The following is an 18961-nucleotide window of genomic DNA, read 5'->3' as shown; positions in this document are numbered from 1 at the left end:
ATTTACATTTTGTCTGGAGCAGACACACCTACGATAGCTAGTGTATTAGCGATAGTAATCTTGATTGCCAACAGAAGTTGAAGACGAGCTTGGCTTTGCTCCACATCTTCAGTAATGACCCGCTCCGCCTTATAATAACTGTGGAACTGTGATGCCAATTCATACACATAGCGGATCATCGTGTGCGGTGCATAGATCCGAGCTGCTTCTGCAATCGTCTCAGGAAGCTCGCCTATTTTCCTTAGCAAATCGAACTCTTGCTCCGTATTGAGCTTTGAGATCGTAGCCTCCTGCCATGGAAGAACAGTAATCCCTTGCTCTTCTGCTTGGCGGAAAATACTACAAATACGCGCATGAGCATATTGAACATAAAACACAGGATTCTCGTTAGATTTCGACACAGCCAAATCCATGTCGAAATCCAGATGGGAATCCATGCTGCGCATCGTGAAGAAATAGCGAATCGCGTCAACGCCAACCTCATCCATGAGATCTTCCATCGTGACGGCTTTGCCTGTCCGTTTGGACATCTTCACCTTCTCGCCGTTCTGGAACAAGCTGACCATCTGGGCAATGAGCACCGTAAGCTTATCGGGATCGTTACCTAACGCGGCCATAGCCGCTTTCATACGGGGAATATAACCGTGGTGATCCGCACCCCAAATGTTAATCATCTGATCATAGCCGCGCTTGTACTTATCCATGTGATACGCCGCATCAGGAGTTAAGTACGTATAACTGCCGTCATTCTTGACCAGAACCCGGTCCTTGTCATCGCCGAAGGTAGTTGAAGAAAGCCACACTGCGCCTCCCTCCTCATACACATGACCTTGGGCTCTAAGGGCTTCGAGCACTTGAGTCACTTTGTCATTCTCATAAAGGGATGTCTCGCTGTACCATTCATCGAACTGAACACGGAAGCGAGCCAAATCACGCTTGATCTTAGCCAACTCTTTATCAAGTCCATATACACGGAAATAGTCGAAACGCTCTGCGTCACTCAAGGATAGCAAGCGATCTCCTTCTTGCTCCGCCAATTCCTTCGCGAATCCGACAATGTCTTCACCGTGATAACCGTCTTCCGGCATCTCAGCTGCTTGTCCAAGAGCTTGACGATAACGCGCTTCAATCGATCTTGCGAGATTGTTCACCTGATTGCCGGCATCGTTGATATAGTATTCTCTCGTCACTTCGTATCCTGAAGCGGATAATACGTTGCACAATGCATCGCCTACAGCCGCGCCTCTAGCGTGGCCTAAGTGAAGGCTTCCGGTTGGGTTCGCGCTAACGAATTCGATTTGAACTCTTTTCCCTTGTCCGGCATTTACTTCACCGTATTTCTCCCCTTGGGTAAGTACTTCTCCGATGATCGGAAGTAAGTAGCTTTTATCTAAGCGGAAATTAATAAACCCGGGACCCGCAATCTCGGCGGATTCAATAGAAGCACGACCAGTGCCGAGCTTCTCAATAATGGCTTCCGCGATTTGCCTAGGATTCTTCTTAGCTATCTTAGTCAGTTGCATCGCCAAATTCGTTGCTAGATCTCCATGCGTCTTATCCTTAGGCACTTCCAATGTGATCGTTGGCAGCTCATCCTTCGTCGCAACGAGTCCTGCTGATAAAGCCGCTTCAGCAAGCGCCTCCTTAACAGCTACCTGTAATTGCTCTAATACGCTCATCCCACTTGTTCCTCCCGAATATCGAGTCGAATATGAAAGCTTCCGACTTCTTGTTCTTGCATAAGCAAGTCATATTTCCATTCCACAACGCCACCAGACTCAGACAGATCAATGTCTAGATGAGTTGTAAGAGCTTGTACGTCATGGGGGCCGTATGGCGTTTCCATTTTCCCCGGCAATGTCGCACCCAGGCGAAAGCTTGTCTCGAAAAAAACCGTCCCCCGTCGCCTAAGCATTAATTCTTGGGGATGGATAAATAGGGTATTTACCGTTTCAACCCCATTCTCATCGGCCAAATCCCTGTACACAAGCGTCCAAGCCGATTGGAGCCGATATAATTCCCCTTGCAGTTTGAACTGTTGGGAGCCTTCTTCCTGCCAGCTTTGAAAGTTGACAATTACGCTCCGTTTATCCGGCATGTGAACCTCTCCCAATTCCATTTACTCATCCTATTACTATATACAGATCGATCCCCCAATTCAAATGATGATTTTGGGGTTGTATATGGACAGGGCGGATGGCTATAATGGGTAAAATAATAAATAACGACGATGAACGAGAGAGTACCTCATCTTATTCCTGTTATTAGCGAGCCGGGTTAGTGTAAGCCGGCACAGGCCATGAGGGAACCGCACTCGGGAGTTGATTTCCTGAATGAACAGTAGGGAAATCCGGCGCATGCCGTTAACCTTATGAGTGGGTTCCCTATGGGGAATGCCAAAAGAGTGGTACCGCGGATCATCCTCCGTCTCTTATGAGACGGGGGATTTTTGTATTTAAATACCTACGCGCGAGCGTGAAGCTAGTCTAATTGTCTAGGAGGGATTTTCATTATGTTAATGAAGGTTGCGTCATCGTTAGTGGCCCCTTATCTTTCTATATCACCAACCGAATTGCTTGCTAAGCTAGAAGTTCCACCCCAGAAGGATATGGGAGACGTTTCTTTACCCTGTTTTACATTCGCGAAGGCCTATAAGCAAGCCCCGCAGATCATTGCCGCTCAGCTAGCTGAGCGAATCAATGCCGATCAGACCGACATCCGAGCAATTGCCCTTGGAGGATTTTTGAACCTTTTCTTTCAAGCTGACCATTGGAAAAGCGATATCGTCGTTAAAGCGCTCGAAGAAAACTACGGACACTCGAACGTCGGTCTTGGTAAGCACGTCATCATAGATATGTCATCACCCAATATCGCCAAGCCCTTCGGTATTGGACATCTTCGTTCAACCATGATCGGCAACGCTCTCGTCAATCTGTACCGCGCTACGGGTCACGAAGTCGTTAATGTTAATCATTTGGGAGATTGGGGAACACAATTCGGCAAGCTTATTGTCGCCTTCAGAAGATGGGGGAGCCGTCAAGCTCTCGAGCAGGAGCCAATCAAAGAAAGCTTGCGGCTCTATGTAAAGTTCCATGAAGAGACCGATAATGACCCCATCTTAGAGGATGAGGCTCGGCAAGCTTTCACGATGCTTGAACAGGGTGACCCCGATCTTCGTGAACAATGGCAGTATTTCGTCGATGAGAGTATGAAGGAATTCCATCGGGTGTATGAGCGCTTGGGTGTGAGCTTCGACCATTTCACCGGAGAAAGCTTCTACAATGACAAAACAGACGCTGTCGTTCACAAGTTGAAGGAGTTATCTTTGCTTGAAGAGAGCGATGGCGCACAAATTGTGCGTCTCGAGGAGCAAGAGCTCCCTCCATGCCTCATCCTCAAGAAGGATGGCTCGACGATATACGCCGTTCGGGATCTCGCCACAGCTCTATATAGAAGAGAAGCTCTTCACGCAGATTCTATTCTGTACGTTGTTGGTGCTGAGCAAAGCTTGCACTTTCAGCAGGTTTTTTCCGTTCTGGGCAAGATGGGGCAGGGTTGGTCCAAGGCATGTCGGCATATCCCTTTCGGTTTAATGACCGTAAACGGGAAGAAGATGTCCACTCGCAAAGGCAAGGTTGTTTTCCTCGAAGAGGTGCTCGACGAAGCCGTTCAAAGAGCATTGCAGATCATTAACGAGAAAAACCCCGAGCTATTGGATAAAGAAAAAACCGCAGAAGCGGTCGGCGTTGGTGCGATTATATTCGGCGATCTGAAGCACCACCGCCAGCTATCAGTGGATTTTAATCTAGAGGACGCAGTCAGCTTCGATGGAGAAACTGGGCCTTACCTCCAATACACCCATGCACGGATATGCACTTTGCTCAAAAGAGGCAAATATGCCGAATTGTACGACAGCCACCCCCAAGACGGAGTACATCTTTCGTCTGATTCAGCATGGGAATGCCTCAAGACGCTGTCCCAATACGAATCCACACTACAAGAAGCTGTCCGTGACAATGAGCCCTTCGTTATCGCAAGATTTCTGCTGAACTTGGCGAAGGACTTCAACCGCTTCTACAACTCCGGAAAAATCGTCGTCGATGAAGCGGATGAATCTGAGATGTTATCCAAGCTCAGCCTTGCTGCAGCCGTTGCCAATGTATTGAAACACGGGCTCGGCCTACTTGGAATCGAAGCTCCAACACAGATGTAGGTAAGACAGCAAGCTCACCCTATCTCTTGCCCGTCTCGCTTAGCCGAAATTGGCCGACGAGCTGCTGCATGAACGCCGTTATCGCCCCAACATTATTCGAAGTGTGTCTAACACCCATAATATCCGTAAGCAGCTCTTGAACCCTACCCTCCACCTCCGTGGAGATGGTACGGTTCTCGATGCTGACTTTAGCAACCTTCTCCATCAAGAGAACTACCTCATCGATGACTTGTGTCTTAAGGGTATCATCCGCTTGCGCATCTCCTAACGTTACCGTTGCTGTTGCGACCAGCTCATTCCCTTCTAACACAACCTTCGTCCCTTCGGTAATCGAAGAATATGCTTCTTGTGCATGCATTGAGATTTTCTCAACAAAGCCATTAACCTCTTCCGTGGATTGACGAGTCATATTTGCCAGCTTACGAATCTCGTTCGCGACAACCGCAAAGCCTCTGCCATGCTCACCGACTCTCGCCGCTTCAATAGCTGCATTTAGCGCAAGCAGGTTTGTCTGTGATGATATTTCCTTAATGACGTCCAAAACATCACGAATTTCGTTTGCCGTGTCCATGAAGACGCTTATCGTCTTGTTCGTATCGGCTACTCGGACGGATATCTCCGTCATTTTATCCCCGATCCGTCCAACTTCACCCTGTGCGATTGAAATTTGCCGCGAAGCCTTCTCCTCAAGCATATGCAACGTCTGGCGCATCTCATCCGCAACATCCTTAGCGATATCAATATCCTTAAGCTGTCTTCGGATGCTTCGCAGCATGTCGTTGATCTTAACACTGACACGCTCCGTTGAAGAGGCTGTCGTGACCGTCGACTCACTAAGCAGCTGTTGACTCGAGGATACATCCCCCGCAGCCACGCTAACCTTGAGCATGATTCCTTCTAGGGAGTCGATCATGTTGTTGATCCATTTAGCCAGCTCACGCGATTCATCGTTATCGAACTGTTCCGTATCCAGACGTTGGGTGAGATCGCCCTTCCCTTCTGCGTTAATACGAATGAATCGGCTAATTTTCCGAATCGGATTGACGATGGTTCGATTCGTCCGTCGATGAACCATACTCACCACGAAGAAGCCGCACATGATATTTAAAGCCAATGCGGATAAGGCGATAGAGAGCACAGAGGCACTATTGGCAATTAAGTAAAGCACTATCGCACTTACGATCCCGAAGCTACCCATAAGCGTGGCATGAGGCAGGAGCTGACGAATGGCAATACCTCTAATTCGGTAAACCTCCTCCAAATCCCCTTCGCACATCATCCCCCAGACGTCTGGACAATGAGGCAATTGAAACGTAACCCCTTTACCAATAACCGAAATGTGCCGGTAATCCGAATATCCTGGAAAATTCACGAACAGGTTGCTCCCATTTCGGATCGTATTCGCCACTCCCGGATGAAGCTCGCCCGTTGCTGGATCGGTGAACACGAGCTCCAATTCCGTATGCTCCTTCACCGTTACGACTCCCCAGTCCGTCTTTACACCATCCTTGAGATTTTCCCCATGCGTGAAGGTCCGATCCTCGAACCGACTACGCGACAGAGCTGTTCCTAGCGCAATTTGTTTATTCAGAGCAGGCTTTGCCATGAAAATATAGTTGTCTCCGGAATCCGGGTATACGTGGCCTGATTCTCTCTGGATCAAGTCTCCAATAACGTCATTAGGGATGCGAGCGCACAACGCACCAGACCAAACTCCCTCCTTAATGACGGGTTGAATGAACAATAGCGTCATCTTGTCATGAAAAGGGGAGGAACGCGGGCCAATCTCGAGTGTCATCTCGTCACGATAAGGACCAAAGAGGCATTTACGAACTTCTCCCTCGCCCCGTGAGTAATCTAAGCCTTCAGAAATAAGTGATCCCACGCCGTATTCGTGCCCAAGGTGGTCTGAATGTGTCGATGAGATAACCGTGCCATTAGCATCTATCAAGAAAATTTCCGTCAAGTCAGAAGCCCGCGAATAAGCAGCCATGAACAACCGATCCCACGCTTCTGGACAGCCGTTATCCCCCTCCGCACTCCCGGTTTTTCCGGCTTGCACTGCTAGAGTGTTTGTTGAAGCCATCTGATCGACCAGCCGCTCCAAATGCCTCCAATATTCTCCCGTCCAATCTTTAAGCACCTGAACCCGAGTTTCTGCAATCCCTTCGAAGATGTCCTCTACATCTTCTGTCAATTGCGAGTTCAAACGAGAAGACCACCACAACGGTAGCCCTTGCTTCCACCCTAGCCATCCAAACATCCCGCCACCCCATATCCCATGATTAAACATCTCTATGTGTCAGATATTGTAACACATGCTCACAGAGTATGAAGACATAATCTTCCAATTGAGTGTTGGTGTCAGATAAATATACAAAAAAACCTCCGAGCGTCTGCATTTCTGCAACACCCGGAGGCCAATAACGATATTTGTGTTAGATCACTTCACAAATCCAAGCAGCATTTCCCGAATGATCTTCGAAGCGACGATAGGCGTCATTTCCGTCGGATCGTAAATAGGAGCCACCTCAACGAGGTCAAATCCAACGACGTTCACACCGGAACGAGCGATTGCATGCACAGCTTCAAGCAGTTCCTTCGACGTAATGCCACCGGCTTCAGTCGTTCCTGTACCCGGAGCCGCAGAAGGATCGAGGACATCAATATCAATCGTCACATAAACGGGACGACCTTCGAGGGATGGAAGCTCCCGCTTCAATGGCTCGGCTACCTCGAACGGATGGAAATGGATGCCTGATTGCTGAGCGTACGTCCAATCTTCCTTGGAGCCCGAACGAATACCGAATTGATAAATGTTGGTCGGCCCCATCAGCTCTGCCGCTTTACGCAATGGCGTGGAGTGAGAAAGTGGCTCCCCTTCATAATCTTCCCGCAAATCCGTATGAGCGTCAAAGTGGATAATGGCGAGATCCGGATACTTCTTGTACACCTCTTGAATAACTGGCCAGCTGACGAGATGCTCGCCGCCGAGACCTACAGGGATTTTGTCGTCCGCCAGAACACCACGAACGAAATCTCCGATTATGTCTAGACTTTTCGCTGCGTTGCCGAAAGGGAGCATGAGATCACCGGCATCGAAGTACTCTAGGTCTACGATACTGCGATCCAAGTAGGGGCTATATTCTTCCAATCCAACGGAAGCTTCACGGATTCTGCCTGGGCCAAATCGGGATCCAGGGCGGAAGGATACGGTATAGTCCATCGGCATTCCGTAGATGACGGCTTTAGAAGCGGCATAGTCATCGGAGCTGCAGATGAACACATTGCCGGAATAAGCTTGATTTAAGCGCATGATAAATCTCCTTTGATGGTAAATGATCTCTTAACGATCAAGCACAAACTTATTTCGTCAAATCTTCAACGAACTTAGGAAGCACGAACGCTGCTTTGTGCAGGCGTGGCGTGTAATATTTAGTGTCGAGCTCTGGAATCTTAGTCTCATCAACAGCGAGTGGATCATGCTTTTTGCTGCCCATTGTGAATGTCCACAAGCCGCTTGGGTAAGTCGGAATGTTAGCAATGTATACGCGAACGATCGGGAAAACTTCCTTAACATCGCGATTGACGCTTTGGATCAGGTCCGCTTTGAACCAAGGGTTGTCCGTTTGCGCCACGAAAATGCCGTCTTCCTTTAACGCGTCATAGATACCTGTGTAGAAGCCCTTAGTAAACAGGTTTACAGCAGGACCCACAGGTTCAGTGGAATCAACCATGATGACATCATATGTATTTTTATGATCATGGATGTGCATATATCCGTCGTTAACGATCACTTCGACACGAGGGTCTTCCAATTTACCCGCAATAGAAGGCAAATATTGCTTCGAGTATTCAATTACTTTTCCATCGATATCGACAAGAACCGCTTTCTTCACTTGCGGATGCTTAAGCACTTCTCGAATTACGCCACCGTCTCCGCCGCCTACCACGAGAACATTCTCAGGGTTTGGATGCGTGAACAGTGCCGGATGTGCGACCATTTCATGATAGACAAACTCGTCCTTCTCCGTTGTCATGACCATTCCGTCCAGCACGAGCATGTTACCGTACTCCTCGGTTTCGATCATCGCCAGCTCTTGAAAATCCGTTTGTTCGTGAACCATTGTTTGTTTAATTTTCATTGTTATACCGAAATTCTCGGTTTGCTTCTCCGTATACCACAGTTCCATAGAAGACATGCGATCCCTACTCTCTATGAGCTAACATGCTATCGTAATATTGTACCAAACTAGATGTATTATATAAAATCAACGCCAAATTGCAACCGTTTGAACAGTAATTTAATTTTGCCAATACAATGTCTTTACCCAATTGAAGGAATAGTGACCTTGTTCCTTTTCCATACTAGAGAGGTAACGCTTCCCTCTAAATCAATAATTTTCTGCGTTATCGCAGACAAAATGAGGAGACAGGCACATACATTTAGGGGCTGACTTCATGGAGGAAAAGGAAAGTATTGAACAGCGTCCACTCTCTCAGTGGGGTAAGATGAGGCGCAGAGTTGGCTGGCTAACTTTACTCGTCTTACTGGCATTGGCCGGAACCGGATTACTACTCCTTCGATACGCTCCCCTTCCAGCAGGAGCAACTATGCAATCCACACAAATTGTCGATACGAACGGTCAGGTACTCGCATCCTTGCAGGATGGAGTGCACCGTCAAATCGTTAAGCTCTCTGACATTTCCCCGTGGCTCATCAAAGCAACTATTGCTGTCGAAGACCGACGATTCTATGAACACGCAGGTGTCGATCTTCACGGCCTTGCAAGAGCAGCATGGGTGGATATGCGGAACATGTCCAAGCAGCAAGGAGCGAGCACCTTAACACAGCAACTCGCACGCAACCTCTATTTGTCCCATGAACGGACTTGGACACGTAAGCTCAAGGAGGCTTGGTATGCCGCTAGACTTGAGCAGACCTATTCCAAGGACGAAATCCTAGAGCTGTACTTGAACCAAATTTACTATGGTCATGGGGCTTATGGTGCTGAAGCAGCATCCAAGCTATATTTCAATAAACCAGCCAAGCAGCTTACCCTTGCAGAAAGCGCGTTATTAGCTGGCATCCCGAAAGGCCCTCGCTACTATTCGCCGCATCTGCATCTTGCCGACTCTCAAACTAGACAACGAAAAGTGCTTCAAGCCATGCTGGAGATTGGACAGCTCACGAAGTCGCAAGCCTCTCGCGCCGCTAAAGAAGCTCTAAACATTCGGCCCCTGCCAGATGAAGAAGAGCGTTCGGCCCCGTACTTCGCAGATTATGTGAAAAAAATCGCCATTGAGAAAATTGGCATAGATGAGCGGCTAATGAACGAAGGCGGCCTTACCATCCATACAACGCTTGACGCCCGGATACAGGAAGCAGCCGAAGCCAATGTAAAGAAGGGTCTCAAAGGCGGCAGCACTGAGCTCCAAGCTGCATTGATCGCTATTGACCCACGTAATGGCTATATCAAAGCGATGGTTGGAGGACGGAATTACCGCAATAATCAGTTCAATCGTGTATTTGCGCACACTCGGCAGCCCGGCTCTTCCTTTAAGCCGATCCTATACGCAACCGCCTTGGAGCAGCACTCGATCACTCCAGCGACCCGATATCGCAGTGAGCCGACTTTTTTCTACTTTGACCATAATCGCCAGATTTACCGTCCTAGCAACTACAATAATCATTATTTCAACGGGGAAATCAGCTTACGCCAAGCCATTGCCGCGTCTGATAACATCTACGCCGTTAACACGATCATGCAAGTAGGACCAGAGGCAGTCATCACGATGGCGCACAAGCTCGGTATCACGTCCTCCCTGAAGGCTGTGCCGTCTCTCGCCCTCGGAACATTCCCTGTCAGTCCGTTCGAAATGACCTCCGCCTTCTCCGTATTCGCGAATGAAGGACGTAGAGCAGAACCTATCGCAATAACTAGCATTCGTGACTCTAACGGGAAAATCTTATATGAAGCTCATCCACAAGAGGAGCAGATCATTTCACCCGCATTAGCTTACGTGACAACCGGTCTCATGGAAAGTGTATTTGATCGGGGTGGGACCGGTCATCGAGTGGCGAATTTGCTAAAGCGTCCAATGGCTGGAAAAACAGGAACAACCGATTCCGATGCATGGATTGTCGGCTATACAACAGAACTAACAACAACGGTATGGGTCGGCTACGATCGCGGTCGGTCGATTACTTCAAGCGAAGCCCATCGAGCTGCACCTATTTTCGCACAATTTATGGAGAGTGCTCTCATTGACACGCCCTCGCATGTATTTCCTGTACCAGAGGGAGTTGTCAGTGTCTATATGGACCCCACAACTACTCTACTCTCCGCCCCAGGATGCACAGGTCAAACGGTGTTGGAAACTTTCCTCTCTGGAACAGAGCCCACACAATCCTGCGCCTCTTCCGAGCCAACACCAGAGAAACTTGGGGAGCAAGCATCCGATCACCACACCCTATGGCGCAAGCTTCGTAACTGGTGGCGGAAGTAATTCTAATCTCCATACAGGCTGATCCATGCAGGCAATCACTGCACGGGTCAGCCTGTTTTTGTGTAATCCTCTATCTTCCCCACCTGATCATAATGAGCTAAGATAAATATGGCAACATTTTCCTGGTGGGGAGGGTTTAACCTGTTGAAGATAAAGGTACTCATCGCGGATGATAATTCCTTCATACGAGAAGGTATGAAAATCATATTAACCACTTTCGAGCAATTCGAAGTCGTCGGCACGGTTGGAGACGGCACGGAAGCTGTGGAGTTCTGTCGGAACAACAAGGTTGATGTCGTGCTCATGGATGTAAGGATGCCGAATATGAACGGCGTTGAAGCTACCCGCATTCTGACGGAGGAAACCCAGGTCAAATCGCTTATCCTCACAACCTTCGATGACGATGAATTTATATTGGAAGCAGTCAAAGCCGGAGCTCGCGGTTATTTACTTAAGAATAATGACCCCGACAAAATCCGCGACGCTATCAAGAGTGTTCACAATGATCACCATGTGCTTCAAGATGTCGTACTGAATAAGATTAAGTCTAATTGGCTGTCCGGTGCAGCGAGTGAGACTCCTCCCACTCCCACCGGGCTCCCAATAGTTCCTCGCAACACTTCAGGAGGTCATCGCGCAATAGATCGGAGCCTGTTCACGGAACGCGAGCTCGGTGTCATGGCACAAATCGCCAACGGCCTAACCAATAAGGAGATTTCAAAGAGGCTCTTTATTTCCGAAGGGACAATCGCCAATTACATTACTTCCATCCTGAACAAAACAGGCCTTGAGCACCGTACGCAAATCGCCATTTACTATTTAACAGGCGAAGCGCGAACGTCGGATCGATAGGAGATTCTGATAACATGGATATTTGGATTATCGGCAATAAAGCAGGCTTACTTTGCTACATCATCGCAGTTTCCTGTTTCATGGCACCTACTGTCGACTCGTGGTATTTGCTTACTTCTCTGATCTACCTCTGTTTAAATATCGCTGTACCCATCCTCAAACAATCTACTCCTAACCGACTGCTCGTGGTCGCATCTGCCACCTTCACTATCGCATGCGCCTATCAATTGGATCCGCTATTCCTTTTACTGCTACCCGTTAGCTTGTACGAGCTCGCATGGCTTTTGGGCGGCAACAAAAACTGGTTCGCGCTCGCATTTGTCCTACCGGTCCCCCTTATTCCTTCCCCTTTAGTTGCCATATACCTGTTAGTAGCTTTCCTTAGCTTACTCCTGCACGTTGGAGGGCACGCAGCAACGGAGAAACTCGCTCGCGTTTACCGTGTGCAGGAGAAAATGCGTGAAGACATCCAGAAGCTTACCCGATCTTTGAACGAAAATAACGAGTACATGCGCCAGTCTGAGTACACGATCAAGCTGGAGGAACGTAATCGGCTTTCACAGCAAATCCATGATGATATCGGACATTCGATGTCCGGAGCACTCATACAGATGGAAGCCTCCAGGAGACTGCTCGCGACCGATCAGATGAAAGCCTCAGAGCTTCTTCATAACGCCATCTCTATCTCCAAGGAAGGGCTTGAGAGAATCCGTCTGACGCTGAAGGACCAGAAACCGAAGTCGGAAGAGCTTGGCATCAACAGGCTGCGGTTAATGGTGGACGAGCTCTCTGCCAAACAGGCCGTGACAGCTACGTTAGCCCACGAAGGTGACATCGATATCATTACGCCCATTCAGTGGAAAATCATTCAACAGAATATGATCGAGGCCATTACAAACTCGCTTAAGCACGGTAATGCGTCCGGTATCCATATAGAGGTCCATGTCCTTAATAAATTCATTAAAGCAGTCGTGACAGACAATGGAATCGGCTCGGGCAAAGTGGTCAAAGGGCTCGGTATTACGGGGATGGAGGAAAGGGCAGCTTCCGCTGGGGGCACCGTCATCGTTGACGGGACGAAGGGATTTCGCGTGACAACTCTTCTGCCCTTCTAAAGAAACAGATGACTTATGTCACATCGCAAATATGAAGTTTCTCATGTGAAGAGGATGACCTTATGCACTGACGTAGGGCCATCCTTTTTCAATACAATACGATCATAAGGATCATAATCCCTCAAACAAATGGAGTGAATCGAATGAACGTACTGGAGATTCATAACTTAACCAAAAAATTCGGTGATTTTATCGCTGTTGATAATATAACCCTCAACGTTCGTGAGGGAGAAATATTCGGTTTCCTCGGTGCCAACGGCGCTGGCAAGAGCACAACGATCAACATGATCTGCTCCTTACTAAGGAGTACAAAGGGTGAGATCAGCCTGCTTGGTCGTACGATTGCGACCAACGTCAAGTTCGCCAAGATGAATACCGGCATCGTTCCGCAGGATATTTCTATTTACGAGAATATGACTGCTTACGAGAACGTTAGCTTTTTTGCAGGGCTTTATGGACTCCGGGGGACGTTGCTGAAGGAACGCACAGAGGAAGCACTCGAATTCGTAGGTCTTGCCGATAAGCACAAGAGCTTTCCCAAAAATTTCTCAGGCGGCATGAAACGAAGGTTGAATATCGCTTGTGCAATTGCCCATCGGCCTAAGCTTATTATTATGGATGAGCCTACGGTCGGCATTGATCCACAATCTCGCAATTACATCTTGAATTCGGTAAAGAAGCTGAACCAAATGGGTTGCACGATCATATATACGAGTCACTATATGGAGGAAGTCGAAGAAATTTGCACTCAAATCGCAATCATTGACCATGGCAAAATCATTGCGGAGGGCACGAAGGAGCAACTAAAGGCAATCATTACGGACACGAAGGACATCTGGATCGGAATCAAAGCAGCCGACACCTTGCCGATCGACCAACTCAAGCAAATTCAAGGTGTGATGACCGTCCGACATGAGGAAAACACGATCAAAATTAACTCGAAGGGCGAGGTCAACAATCTTAATCTGATCATTCAGCAGTTGATTAAAGACGACGTGGAAATTCGCTCCGTCGAAGAGCAAGCGCCGAATTTGGAAACGGTATTCCTGACCTTAACGGGCCGGAATCTCCGCGATTAAGGAGGAGATCCGCCGTGAACATACTGAATATAGCGATGAAAGAAATGAAATCCTCCCTGCGGGAGCCTAGAACATTTTTGTTCATGATGGCATTTCCAATCGTACTGATGCTGATTCTAGGCACGGCGTTGTCGAACGCCTTCTCAAGCAGCACACTTGTAGGTGATTTGAAGCTGCTCTATAACAATCAAGCCGACAATAAGCAACTCATACAAGCTTGGCAAATCTTTTCCACTGAGATCGAGCAGCAAGGCATTATTATTACGCCTCTATCTTCAACAGAAGCCAATGGCGTTGAAGATATAAGCAACAATAAATATGCTGCCTATGTAGAGCTCAGCAATGAGGGCTTAAAATATTACGGAAGCAGCAAGCGGATGATCGAAAGCAATATTATCCAAGGCATGCTTACCGCGTTCGCGGATCGTTACAACTTGGCTACTTCAACACTTACGGTGGACCCTTCGAAAGCAGAGGCGATTCTGGGTAACACAGATTGGAAAGACGACTTGATCCACGAAACGTCACTCGATCCGAATAAGACACCTGGTTCCATCGATTATTATGCCATTGCCATGACAACGATGATCGCCCTTTATGCCTCCCTATCCGGCATCTATCTATTCCGCGGGGAAAGAACCCGAAATACAGCCATTCGCTTAATGGCCTCACCAGCAAGCAAGGGCGAGCTATTCACAGGTAAAGTGCTCGCCTGCACAATTACCAACCTTCTATTCGTTCTTATCGTTGTCCTATTTAGCAAATTTGCATTCAAAGCCTATTGGGGCGACCACTATGGAATGGTATTTCTTGTTCTGGCTTCAGAGGTCATTCTCTCCGTCAGCTTGGGACTTGGTTTAAGCTATCTATTCAAAGGAGAAACCGCCCGCTCGATCGTCATGATTTTCACACAAATCGCTTCATTCGTGGGAGGAGCCTACTCCCCTATACAGGATACAGAATCTTTCATGGGCTTCATCACTAATCTATCTCCTATCGGTTGGGCCAATAAGGCTTTGATGAATATTATTTATGCAGATGATTTGATCGCAGCCCTTCCAGTTATCGGTGTAAACTTGGCATTCGCAACCACTTTCCTGGTCATCTCAAATGTCATTATGCGTAAAAGGGAGGCGATCTAATGTTGAGGGATATGAGTTGGCTCATTCGCAAAACATTGAAAAATACGTTTCGTAGCAAATTAAGCTGGTTCGTCTATTTAGGACTCCCTCTCGTTGGAGTGTTGATTTCTACGCTGCTCTATAGCAATTCTAACAGCGGCATTCTACGTATCGGCATTGTGAATAACGATGGACATCAGGTTATCACACAAGATGCAATCCGGTTCATCCAAGGCTTAAATCAGGTTGAAATTACGATGACCGATGAACAAACGCTTCGCAGCGACATCGTCGCAAACAAGCTGGATAGTGGACTCATCTTCGATCCAGGGTTTGCCGTTAGTGTACAGGATGGTAATCCTAAGCGTATTAATCTGGTTTCAGTGAAAGGCGCTCAAGTTACCATTTACGTCAAATCGCTACTTCAGAGCTATATTAGTAACGTTGCCGCGATCGGAAAAGGAACGAATGGGGATCACACTGCGTTTGACCGTATCTACTCCGAATACAGCAAACAGAGCTTCAAGTTGACATCTGAATCCGTATCAGACTCTTCGAACGTAAGAGATATGACCTATCAATCCATCGGCTTCCTCATTACATTCATGATGTTCTCTGCCGTCAATCTATCAGAGCTTATTCTAAAGGATAAGGAGAACCGCACGTTTCTACGTCTCTTATCCTCGCCTGTATCCGCTAGAACTTACGTCCTCTCCAACGTGGTCGTAAACGCGCTTATTATTCTGCTACAAATCTTGGTGACTGTATTCTTGATGAAATCCGTCTTTCATATCGATTCGGGCATTCCATATGGGCAGTTGGTTCCGATTCTCCTACTGTTCGGCCTAGCCTCTATCGGACTGTCGTTGCTTATCGTTGCATTCGCCAAAAGCAGCCAGGCAGCCGGAGCGATGCAGAACTTGATTATTACACCCACCTGTCTGCTCTCAGGTTGCTTCTTCCCCATTGGGATTATGCCTAATGCGGTACAGAAAATATCTAACTTCCTTCCGCAGCACTGGCTACTGGACTCGATTGATAAGCTCCAGCACGGCGAAGGGTTCGGAAGTCTCGGTCTCAATCTCGCCATCCTGATCGCCTTTACGGCAGCATTTGCTCTCATAGCGATCTATCGCTTCGGCCGCAATAACGATACCCGATTGTTCGTGTAACCTAGACAAATAAGGGGTTGTTCCGCAGAAGTCCGCATGGACCTCTTGGGAACAACCCCTTTATTTTACTAATTATACGAGTAAATCCTTCAAAGCTTGGGGAGAATTATTCCACCACTCTGTATTGTGCTCCACAAGAAGCTTACGAAGAGCTTCCTTCTCTACCGGGCCGATATTATCTAAAATATACTTACGCTTAAGCGATGAGTCCAGACGATTCACGTGCTCAGGAAGCAGCTTCCAGCCTCTTCTAGCTTCCGTATCAATAAGCATCTCACAGGATGTCACACCGGCATAATAAGACCCCGTCTCATTGCGGTCAACAGCTACCCATACGATCCATGCGGGACGGCCATTCGGTACGTTAGCCTTATCCGGGGAAAACTTAATCCCTTTCTCAATCTTACTCTTCGCATGCATCGCACCAACATCGATATAAGCTTCACCTGCATCTATGATCACACAAGCAACCTGACTTAAGTCGATCGATCCCGCTCCGAAACCTTTATGCTCTTTATTACTCACAACGTTAAGAGATAGCTTCTTCTTCTCAACCGGTTTATCTTGGTTTTCCATGGTCAGCCTCCATTATTTGCCACTAGATATGAAAAAAACCGGCTCAAGATCCCCCTAAAATCGAGATCTTACCCGCTTCCACTTCCTTACTTATGGACGAGAACGTATGTTCTAGACATTTTAGGTAATTCTGTACTCAACATCATAACAAAACGAAAAACATAAGTCTATTGTTTTTTTCGAAAATGCGCCACAATAAGAAAAGTTATTATTAGTCGCAAGGAGGCAACAAGGATATGGATTCGCAACACCCTCTATACAAAGAAGAGCACCAGAGGCTTCAGGACACTTTTCAAGAAATTGATCAGCAGCGCACGGATATCGGCCCCGTCTATCGGGGAAATGATTATGTGGAGCAGGTGCTTGAAGCAAATCGAGAGGAAACCCGTCAGAGGCTGCAACTTCTCAACAATGACCCCTATTTCGGGCGTCTAGACTTCCAAGAGGAAGGTAAGGCCGAGCCGCTTCCGCTTTATATCGGCAAACGCGGTATGGATCGCAAGGAGACTGGGGAGCCTTACGTCATTGATTGGAGAGCACCAGTAGCTAGTCTGTTCTATTCGTTCACTGGTGGTGACGATACCGTAACCTATGAAGCTCCAGAAGGAACGATCCAAGGCGATATTCATCGCAAACGCAATCTATCTATCCGGGACAAGAAGCTAGGACGAATCGTAGATAGCTACGAACGCGGGGGAGACAACATCGGCTTGAACGATGACTTCCTCCTCTATAAGCTCGGTGACAAGAAGGACAATCGACTGCGTGATATCGTGTCTACCATTCAAGCAGAGCAGGATCTCATTATTAGAGCCCCTCGATATAAAGCACTCATTATCCAAGGGGCTGCCGGATCGGGTAAAACAACCGTCGCATTGCATCGACTAGCGTTCCTTCTCTATCAATATCAGCAGCAGATTCGCGCCGAACGAATGATTATTTTCGCACCGAACACGATGTTCCTCGATTATATTTCCGGCGTACTGCCTGAGCTCGGGGTCGGCAACGTTAAGCAGACTACATTCATAGAATGGGCTTTGGACCGATTAAACGATAACGTTCGCTTAGCAACAGACAATGCGGAAGGACATCTCTGGTTCTCACTGGCAGGAACAAGACCCTCCATCGATGATGAAACACCTGGCCGATTTAAAGGCACGCTCGCCTTCAAAGCATGGTTGGATGGCAAATTAGCAAGCTTCGAGAAGCACTTCCTTGTGGATTCACCCTTCGAAGCTTGGGAGGGTCGCGTCTTGAAAGGGGATATGATTCGCGAATGGTTTGAGGTGGAGTATCGCCATTACCCGCTAGCAGCGCGCCGAGACCGTTTAACAGCTAGAATCAACCGTTGGTTGGAAATGCAATTGAACACAATCGGAGATCCAAAAATCCGTAAAGAGAAGGCCAAGACCAGCAAGCAGCGACTTCGCGCCTATACGAATAAGCTACCGAAAACCGATGCACTCTCGTTTTATCAGGGGATATTCGCTTCGGGGACTGAGGAAATCCCTAAGAAGGTACTTGAGGGTACTCAGAAATACTTGAAAAAGGGATTTGCCCAACCCGAGGATTTGGCCGCACTCGTATGGATTCATTATGTATTTAATGGTGCTGAGAATCTTGCCTTCGATCACGTAGTCGTGGATGAGGCGCAGGATGTATCTCCCTTCCAGATCGCGTTACTGAACACGTTTATGAATGAGCCCTCTTTCACGATTCTTGGTGACTTGGCGCAGGGCATCCATGCTTACCGTGGCGTGCAGCGTTGGGAGGAGCTTACGGCCATCTTCCCTGATGAATACAACTCTTACCATATCTTGAAGCAAAGCTACCGATCGACGCTGGAAATCATCGAATTCGCCAATCGTATCCTGCCTCATACAGAAACAGGACTCCCTTCCGCTATGCCGGTATTTCGTAGTGGAGATCCCGTTGATGTTGTCAGGTTAGAGAATGCAGATGAAAAGATCCCGTTCATCGATACCTTTATTCGCCAGAATCAAGCTAGGGGCATGCAAACAATCGCGATTATTGGCCGTACAGACGAGGAATGCTCTCGTCTTCACGAAGAGCTGGCGCAAGCCGGTATCGATGCTAATCTGATCAACGCAGGTCAAACCCAGTACCGCGGTGGCATTACGATCGTTCCCGTCTATTTGGCCAAAGGCCTCGAATTCGATGCTGTGCTTGTTGCCGATACGAATGACCACCAATATGCACTAACTCCACAAGATGCTAAGCTGCTGTATGTTGGCTGTACCCGTGCACTTCACCGCTTGACACTCTATTACTATGGGCAAGAAACTGCTTTGCTTGCCTGAAG

At 47.9% G+C, this 18961-nt stretch carries 14 protein-coding genes, 1 pseudogene and 1 other annotated feature; of the genes and pseudogenes, 9 read left to right on the top strand and 6 right to left on the bottom strand.

Going from position 1 to position 18961, the window contains the following annotated elements:
* Positions 1 to 2: 2 nt before the first annotated feature.
* Both argS (M1K58_RS20075) and M1K58_RS20070 read right to left on the bottom strand, forming a co-directional pair.
* A complete protein-coding gene (gene argS / locus M1K58_RS20075) occupies positions 3 to 1679 on the bottom strand; it encodes an arginine--tRNA ligase (RefSeq protein WP_256760655.1) in 1677 nt (558 codons plus the stop codon).
* Entirely contained in the window at positions 1676 to 2098 is a 423-nt protein-coding gene (locus tag M1K58_RS20070) for a YwiB family protein (RefSeq protein ID WP_256760654.1), read from the bottom strand. The genes argS (M1K58_RS20075) and M1K58_RS20070 overlap by 4 nt, the downstream gene beginning before the upstream one ends.
* 123 nt (positions 2099 to 2221) lie before the next feature.
* Positions 2222 to 2435: a binding site (T-box leader), on the top strand.
* 77 nt (positions 2436 to 2512) lie between these two features.
* On the opposite strand from M1K58_RS20070, the gene argS (M1K58_RS20065) reads away from it, so the two are divergent.
* Positions 2513 to 4213, top strand: a complete 1701-nt coding sequence (gene argS, locus M1K58_RS20065; protein ID WP_256760653.1) for an arginine--tRNA ligase — start codon at positions 2513 to 2515, stop codon at positions 4211 to 4213.
* A 19-nt stretch (positions 4214 to 4232) separates the two neighbouring features.
* On the opposite strand, the gene M1K58_RS20060 is transcribed toward argS (M1K58_RS20065), so the two are convergent.
* From M1K58_RS20060 to speE, 3 genes are all read right to left on the bottom strand, one after another.
* Entirely contained in the window at positions 4233 to 6476 is a 2244-nt protein-coding gene (locus tag M1K58_RS20060) for a methyl-accepting chemotaxis protein (RefSeq protein ID WP_256760652.1), read from the bottom strand.
* Between the two features lie 180 nt (positions 6477 to 6656).
* Positions 6657 to 7529, bottom strand: a complete 873-nt coding sequence (gene speB / locus M1K58_RS20055; protein WP_256760651.1) for an agmatinase — start codon at positions 7527 to 7529, stop codon at positions 6657 to 6659.
* Between the two features lie 49 nt (positions 7530 to 7578).
* Positions 7579 to 8406, bottom strand: a complete 828-nt coding sequence (speE, locus tag M1K58_RS20050) for a polyamine aminopropyltransferase (RefSeq protein ID WP_256760684.1) — start codon at positions 8404 to 8406, stop codon at positions 7579 to 7581.
* A 268-nt stretch (positions 8407 to 8674) separates the two neighbouring features.
* Between speE and M1K58_RS20045 the strand changes: the two genes are divergently transcribed.
* The 7 genes and pseudogenes from M1K58_RS20045 (at position 8675) to M1K58_RS20020 (ending at position 16062) form a co-directional block, all read left to right on the top strand.
* Positions 8675 to 10723: a transglycosylase domain-containing protein gene (locus tag M1K58_RS20045; protein ID WP_256760650.1), complete on the top strand. Its 2049-nt coding sequence runs from the start codon at positions 8675 to 8677 to the stop codon at positions 10721 to 10723.
* Between the two features lie 144 nt (positions 10724 to 10867).
* A pseudogene (locus M1K58_RS29725) lies at positions 10868 to 11279 on the top strand (response regulator); the annotation flags it as partial.
* A complete protein-coding gene (locus M1K58_RS29720; protein WP_372339191.1) occupies positions 11255 to 11575 on the top strand; it encodes a response regulator transcription factor in 321 nt (106 codons plus the stop codon). The pseudogene M1K58_RS29725 and the gene M1K58_RS29720, both read left to right, overlap by 25 nt.
* 14 nt (positions 11576 to 11589) lie before the next feature.
* Positions 11590 to 12690 carry a sensor histidine kinase gene (locus tag M1K58_RS20035; RefSeq protein WP_256760648.1) on the top strand — a complete coding sequence of 367 codons (1101 nt, stop codon included), beginning with the start codon at positions 11590 to 11592 and terminating at the stop codon, positions 12688 to 12690.
* A gap of 143 nt (positions 12691 to 12833) precedes the next feature.
* On the top strand, positions 12834 to 13769 hold the full coding sequence (locus M1K58_RS20030) for an ABC transporter ATP-binding protein (RefSeq protein WP_256760647.1): 936 nt from the start codon (positions 12834 to 12836) through the stop codon (positions 13767 to 13769).
* A 14-nt stretch (positions 13770 to 13783) separates the two neighbouring features.
* The gene (locus tag M1K58_RS20025; RefSeq protein ID WP_256760646.1) at positions 13784 to 14911 is read left to right on the top strand and encodes an ABC transporter permease; all 1128 of its coding nucleotides are present in this window, start codon (positions 13784 to 13786) and stop codon (positions 14909 to 14911) included.
* Positions 14911 to 16062 carry an ABC transporter permease gene (locus M1K58_RS20020; protein ID WP_306220580.1) on the top strand — a complete coding sequence of 384 codons (1152 nt, stop codon included), beginning with the start codon at positions 14911 to 14913 and terminating at the stop codon, positions 16060 to 16062. Before M1K58_RS20025 ends, M1K58_RS20020 begins: the two co-directional genes overlap by 1 nt.
* Before the next feature lie 72 nt (positions 16063 to 16134).
* Here the strand turns inward: M1K58_RS20020 and M1K58_RS20015 are convergent, their stop codons facing one another.
* Positions 16135 to 16638 (bottom strand): YwhD family protein, encoded by a 504-nt coding sequence (locus M1K58_RS20015; protein WP_256760645.1) that lies wholly within the window; start codon positions 16636 to 16638, stop codon positions 16135 to 16137.
* 236 nt (positions 16639 to 16874) lie between these two features.
* Here M1K58_RS20015 and M1K58_RS20010 point away from each other — a divergent pair, with 236 nt between their 5' ends.
* Positions 16875 to 18959, top strand: coding sequence for a HelD family protein (locus M1K58_RS20010; RefSeq protein ID WP_256760644.1), 2085 nt, complete (start codon positions 16875 to 16877; stop codon positions 18957 to 18959).
* The last annotated feature ends 2 nt before the right edge of the window (positions 18960 to 18961 follow it).

The sequence above is a fragment of the Cohnella sp. WQ 127256 genome, from assembly GCF_024519285.1.
GTDB lineage: Bacteria > Bacillota > Bacilli > Paenibacillales > Paenibacillaceae > Cohnella.
The sequence above is the reverse complement of the archived record's forward strand: the minus strand, read 5'-3'. Positions and strand labels throughout refer to the sequence as shown.

Excerpts from the sequence above, each read along its gene's own strand:
- M1K58_RS20010 (WP_256760644.1), top strand. The coding sequence starts at position 16,875 with ATGGATTCGCAACACCCTCTATACAAAGAAGAGCACCAGAGGCTTCAG.
- argS (WP_256760655.1), bottom strand. The coding sequence starts at position 1,679 with ATGAGCGTATTAGAGCAATTACAGGTAGCTGTTAAGGAGGCGCTTGCT.
- M1K58_RS20030 (WP_256760647.1), top strand. The coding sequence starts at position 12,834 with ATGAACGTACTGGAGATTCATAACTTAACCAAAAAATTCGGTGATTTT.
- argS (WP_256760653.1), top strand. The coding sequence starts at position 2,513 with ATGTTAATGAAGGTTGCGTCATCGTTAGTGGCCCCTTATCTTTCTATA.
- speE (WP_256760684.1), bottom strand. The coding sequence starts at position 8,406 with ATGGAACTGTGGTATACGGAGAAGCAAACCGAGAATTTCGGTATAACA.
- M1K58_RS20015 (WP_256760645.1), bottom strand. The coding sequence starts at position 16,638 with ATGGAAAACCAAGATAAACCGGTTGAGAAGAAGAAGCTATCTCTTAAC.
- M1K58_RS20020 (WP_306220580.1), top strand. The coding sequence starts at position 14,911 with ATGTTGAGGGATATGAGTTGGCTCATTCGCAAAACATTGAAAAATACG.
- M1K58_RS20045 (WP_256760650.1), top strand. The coding sequence starts at position 8,675 with ATGGAGGAAAAGGAAAGTATTGAACAGCGTCCACTCTCTCAGTGGGGT.
- speB (WP_256760651.1), bottom strand. The coding sequence starts at position 7,529 with ATGCGCTTAAATCAAGCTTATTCCGGCAATGTGTTCATCTGCAGCTCC.
- M1K58_RS20035 (WP_256760648.1), top strand. The coding sequence starts at position 11,590 with ATGGATATTTGGATTATCGGCAATAAAGCAGGCTTACTTTGCTACATC.
- M1K58_RS20070 (WP_256760654.1), bottom strand. The coding sequence starts at position 2,098 with ATGCCGGATAAACGGAGCGTAATTGTCAACTTTCAAAGCTGGCAGGAA.
- M1K58_RS20060 (WP_256760652.1), bottom strand. The coding sequence starts at position 6,476 with ATGTTTGGATGGCTAGGGTGGAAGCAAGGGCTACCGTTGTGGTGGTCT.